Genomic DNA, 5,127 nt, shown 5'->3' on the forward strand with positions numbered 1-5,127 from the left:
ACATTCATAACAGTTATTTTATCTAATATTTTTGTAGTAGGAATTTTCTTTGGAATAGATAGTTATTTTTCGATTCTTCCTAATCCATTCACAGTAGATCAATTGATGCAAGAAGGGATAAAACTGGTTCCTTTAACAATTGCAACTGCGGGAATGAGTTTAATCCCATTATACTTCGGAATGCGTAAACGTTCAGTGCCAACTACCATTGTTTCATCTATTATCGTTGTGCTAATCGCAATTAATAACAACCCAATGTTTCCTATAGCAACTTTTCTGCCACTTCAACTAGCATTTGCAGCTATTGGAGTTACGATTGCATATTACGGAATTAAAAATATAGAGAAGGAAGATGTAACAGTATGACAAGAATAAGAAAAAAGAGTTGGCGTTACACCAACTCTTTTTTTGTATATGTATGCTTCGTTACTACTCTGTAAATTTGTAGTGTTTGCTTAAATACTCTTGCACTCCTGGAGAAATGTTAAAGTTATTAGGACTTTTATATTCGATAGTAAACTCTCCATCTTCATTTGTTTCAAAGGAGATTGCATAGCTATCCATTTTAGAATCGTAAGAAGTATTCTTAACTTTCGCATTTAGATTGAAGTATTTTGTAATATAACTTTTTGATTCGGCAATTGCTGTTTGTTTTTCCCAAGGGGTACCATAACTTGTGAAGTAAAGAGATACACTGATAACTCCAATAATAGAAGTTAGTAAAACAGTTCCCATAGCTATTTTTTTATTTTTTGTATTCAATTTGGTTGCCCCTCCTCATAATATGTATTCATTTTAACTTATTTTTTCCATAAAACAACCATTTAGCAAAAAATAGTTTCACATGAAACAAGTGACAGAAAAAGACAAGGTGATAGGACACCTTGTCTTTTTCTGTCATTACATTTTTGGAGCTTCCATTCCAGCTGCAGCCCATTCTTCTTTCGAAGGACCGTATACGCCAGGAACTTTTAATCCTGCTTGACGCATTAAAACAGTCATCTGCCCGCGGTGGTGATTTTGATGATTAATGAGTGTCATTAAAAATATAGAATTCGGCATAGGACGACCAAAGAAGTCATTAATAGTAGCTAAGTCTTTATCAGTCCATTCGCTTTGAAGTGCCTCAACAAAAGCTGCATTTACTTTACGGTACTCATCTGCAATTGTTTTCGCAGAAGTTGGAACAGGATAATCCTTTGTTTCACCTTCAAACTTTAACCCTGTCCCTGATAGAATAACAGGAATTGCAGTAACGATATGCCAAGCAACTCTTCCTAACGTCCAGTGTTCAGGTGCAATTTCTTGTGACAAAGATTCATCTGTTAATGCATCGAGCATCTTTTGAGTAGACTCAGCTTCATATTTCCATGATTGTAAAAAGCCTTCAATTGTTTGGTACATGTTATCCCTCCTAGTTATGTTCATGGGTTAAATTCGTGAAAAACAGTTAGTTTCCTGTTAAGCTATGAAAATGAATAATAAAAAAAGGAGGCTTCCAATACAAGAAGCCTCCTTTTTAATTAACTTTCTTCCCACTTTTCCTCATTAACCATAAGAAATACGGAGCTCCAAGTACAGCAACAACAAGCCCAGAAGGAATTTCTTTCGGATATGCAATTGTTCGTCCGAGTAAGTCAGCAATGGAAAGCAGGATTGCTCCAAACAGTGCTGAACAAACGAATAGTCTTTGATGATTCATGCCAACAACGATTCGCGCTAAGTGCGGTGCAACAAGGCCTAAAAAGGCGATAGTACCGACAGCAGCGATATTGACTGATGCAAGTAGTGTCGCTAATACAATTAGAGCAAGGCGCGTTTTATTTACTGGTTGCCCGAGTCCGGTTGCTAAATCGTCTCCAAGTACGAGAACATCAAGTTGTTTCATTAAGAAAAAGATAATTAGCACAAGAATCAGCGATGGATATAGAATGATATTTTCTAAGTGATTCCATCCTCTTGCATAAGTACTACCTGACAACCATGTTAAAGCAGCAGCCACATTCAAATTCGCTTTAACGATAAAGATTTGAATAATCGCTGATCCAAGTGCTGAAATTCCAATCCCTATTAAAGCGAGAGCTGTTGGGCTAAATCCTGATTTCCATGAGAAGAAGAGGACAATTCCAACTGCAAGTAGTCCACCAATAAATGCACCAATTGGTAGGAAGAAACCAGGAAGTGCAGGGAAGACATACATAATGGTTAAAGCACCAACACCTGCTCCAGACGAAATTCCGATAATAGATGGATCAGCAAGTGGATTTCGTAATATGCCTTGGAAAACAAGTCCGCTTATCGCAAGACATGCTCCGGCAATAGCGGCAACGAGCATTCTTGGTAAACGAAGATTCATCATCATATTTTTATCAAATTGTGTTAATTGTCCTGTTATGACATTTGTAATGCTTTCGATATAAGAGTTGCTACCGATTGCAACGCCAAGAGAAATCGTAACAATACAAAGTATGATAGATATAATGATTACCTTTTTATAAGAGTAATAGCGAGAACTAGCTCCAGCTGCATTAGCTCCATTATCATTCATATATTGTTTCGATTTCATCATTCGATACACTAAATAAATAAGCCAAGGTGATCCAATCATTGCTGTAACTGCTCCGACAGGAAGTTCGGCACCAGTTGGATCTATTAATCTACCAACAACGTCTGCTCCTAGCAATAATATTGCTCCCCATAAGAAAGAGGAGAGAAGAAGTGTAAAGTGTTGACGGTAACCAATAAGGCGCATTAAATGTGGTGCGACTAAGCCGACAAAGCCAATCGGTCCAACAACAGTTACAATTACTGCTGTTAAAAAAATTGCAGCGATGAACGCGATAAACCGTGTTACTGCTGTTTTCTCTCCAAGTGAAACAGCTACATCATCGCCGAGTAAGAGGATATTAAGCTTACGTGACATGAATAGTAAAACTAGGAAAGAAATAACAATAAATGGAAAAGTGAATTGAACGCCATCCCAGTTATTTTGAATAAGAGATCCAGCTCCCCATAAAAATAAACCAGCTGTTTCATTTTCATAGAAAAGCTGCATCGTTCCGGTAAAGGCAGAAAGCATTAATGTAACGACCATACCAGCTAGTGCCATTCTAAGTGGGGTTCCCTTTTTTCCACCAGAAATACGGTATACAAATAAAGCAGTAATTGCACCACCGATAAATGTGAAAAGAAGGGAGTTAATTTGCAAACCTTTCGGTAAGAAAATTGTAGCCGCTACTAGAAAGAAATATGCACCTGAATGAATTCCCATTGTACTTGATTCAGCAAGTGGATTTTTCGTTAAAGTTTGCAAAATGACTCCAGATGCAGCAAGAGCACCTCCAGCTAAAATGGCTATTACAGCTCTAGGGAGTCGAAGCATGATTAAAGTTTGATGCTCTAGCGATTGATTCGGTGAGATAAGAGCATCGATAATCATACTGTAGGAAATGTTTGCTTGTCCTTGCCCGATATGAATAAAGAAAAGGAGGAGCAAGAGAGCTGCTCCTCCTCCGAATACAAGACTTGCTCGAAGTGTATGTTGTAAGCTATTCATCGTGTAATCACTTCTTCGCTGTCATTACATCTGCTACTTGTGTTGCTAAAGATTTTGCAGACTCAGGACCACCGAAAATCCAAGTGTCGCCTTTTAATTTATACATTTTGTTTTCTTTTTTGAACTTTAATTCTTCCCAAGCAGGGTTGCCTTTTAGTTGAGTGTCAAAAATGTTATCGTCATCCGCTACAATGTAAATGAAGTTTGAATCTTGTACACTTTGTAATGATTCTACAGTGGTTTGCTTGAAACCGTCTGGCTCAGATTTACCTGGTTCAAAAGTATTTGTTAAACCTAATTTTTTTGTAACTTGTAAAGCTGTAGAATTGTCAGTTAAGATACGGAATGTTGGTACGTTCTTAGCTGTAAATGCTTGTGTCATTGCGATGTTTTTATCTTTTAAGCCTGCTTTGTCAATTTTTGCTTTTGCATCAGCAAATGTTTTATCCATATCAGCTAATACTTTTTTACCTTCTTCTTCTTTTCCAACTGCTTTTGCAATTTGTTTAAATGTTTCTGTCATTTCAGTAAAGTGATCGTTATTGCTTGTTGATGGATCGAACATAACTGTTGGTGCAATTTGTTCTAATTCATTTTTAATCGCTTTACTACGGAATGAAGCTGTAATGATTAAATCTGGTTTTAGACGGCTAATTTCTTCTAAGTTTGGTTGTTGACGTGTTCCTACATCTACAACATCTTTACTTGGTTTTGTTTCTGTATTTACCCATTTATTATAATTCTTAATGTCTGCCATCCCTACTGGCTGAACACCAAGTGCTAATAAGTCTTCTGCATATACCCACTCAAGTACAACAACTTTTTTCGCTGGTTTATCTAACTTTGTTTCCCCTTCAGCATGTTTAATTGTTATAGCTTGATTTTTATTGTCCGCCTTTGTTTCTTTTTTCTCCTCTTTCTGTTGTCCGCATCCGACAACGAATAGAAGAACTACCATGAAAATGCTAAGAATTTTCTTCATCTTATGCCCCCAAATAAATTATTTTATTTGCAATGTACGATATTGAAAATCGTTATCAATTACAACAACAAAATCATACTATGAGGATATTTTAAGTGTCAATATTTTTTTAAAATTTCGACGAAAAATAACGATTTATATGGATTTTGATATATCGTATTGAAATGCAGATGTGTATCAAGACTGAAGGAGAGGAAATTCGTTTAAGAAGGAAGGCGAAAGTACAAGCGAAAGGGGAGCGCATTGCATGTAATAATTATTAGAATGTAAGGAATAAACCTTTGTTTATAAAAGGTTTGTTCCAGATCGGGTAGTTGATAAGGAAAATAAAAACTGATTTTTTATTAGAAAAATATTTCTAATTAGTTGGCTGTACTTAAAAGATTGAACAAGAAGGAGGGGTCAACATGTCTTTATGGAGTAATGATACAAATGGATACTGTGGGTGTAATAATACAAATGGTGTACATGTTGATTCATGCTGTTTTAGTTGCGATGGGACAGTTCCTAAGCTCGGTCCAACAGGTCCAACAGGTCCAACGGGAGCAACGGGAGCAACGGGAGCAACGGGAGCAACGGGAGCAACAGG

4 protein-coding genes and 2 pseudogenes are annotated in these 5,127 nt (G+C 36.7%); 2 read left to right on the plus strand and 4 right to left on the minus strand.

Going from position 1 to position 5,127, the window contains the following annotated elements; genetic code table 11:
- Positions 1-366, plus strand: a pseudogene (locus AB3X48_RS17425) (ABC transporter permease); the annotation flags it as partial.
- Between the two features lie 63 nt (positions 367-429).
- Here the strand turns inward: AB3X48_RS17425 and AB3X48_RS17430 are convergent.
- The 4 genes from AB3X48_RS17430 to fpuA all read right to left on the minus strand — a co-directional run bounded on the left by AB3X48_RS17430 (position 430) and on the right by fpuA (position 4,538).
- Positions 430-762: a YfjL-like protein gene (locus AB3X48_RS17430; RefSeq protein ID WP_016106289.1), complete on the minus strand. Its 333-nt coding sequence runs from the start codon at positions 760-762 to the stop codon at positions 430-432.
- A gap of 138 nt (positions 763-900) precedes the next feature.
- Positions 901-1,404 carry a DinB family protein gene (locus tag AB3X48_RS17435; RefSeq protein WP_016106288.1) on the minus strand — a complete coding sequence of 168 codons (504 nt, stop codon included), beginning with the start codon at positions 1,402-1,404 and terminating at the stop codon, positions 901-903.
- 115 nt (positions 1,405-1,519) lie between these two features.
- Positions 1,520-3,556, minus strand: coding sequence for a Fe(3+)-hydroxamate ABC transporter permease FhuB (gene fhuB, locus AB3X48_RS17440; RefSeq protein WP_016106287.1), 2,037 nt, complete (start codon positions 3,554-3,556; stop codon positions 1,520-1,522).
- Positions 3,557-3,563: 7 nt separating this feature from the next.
- Positions 3,564-4,538, minus strand: coding sequence for a petrobactin ABC transporter substrate-binding protein FpuA (gene fpuA, locus AB3X48_RS17445; protein WP_016106286.1), 975 nt, complete (start codon positions 4,536-4,538; stop codon positions 3,564-3,566).
- A gap of 407 nt (positions 4,539-4,945) precedes the next feature.
- On the opposite strand from fpuA, the pseudogene AB3X48_RS17450 reads away from it, so the two are divergent.
- A pseudogene (locus AB3X48_RS17450) lies at positions 4,946-5,127 on the plus strand (BclA C-terminal domain-containing protein); the annotation flags it as partial.

The sequence above is a fragment of the Bacillus sp. S4 genome (assembly GCF_040838205.1).
In the GTDB taxonomy this organism is placed as follows: domain Bacteria; phylum Bacillota; class Bacilli; order Bacillales; family Bacillaceae_G; genus Bacillus_A; species Bacillus_A cereus_U.

Excerpts from the sequence above, each read along its gene's own strand:
- AB3X48_RS17435 (WP_016106288.1), bottom strand. The coding sequence starts at position 1,404 with ATGTACCAAACAATTGAAGGCTTTTTACAATCATGGAAATATGAAGCT.
- fpuA (WP_016106286.1), bottom strand. The coding sequence starts at position 4,538 with ATGAAGAAAATTCTTAGCATTTTCATGGTAGTTCTTCTATTCGTTGTC.
- fhuB (WP_016106287.1), bottom strand. The coding sequence starts at position 3,556 with ATGAATAGCTTACAACATACACTTCGAGCAAGTCTTGTATTCGGAGGA.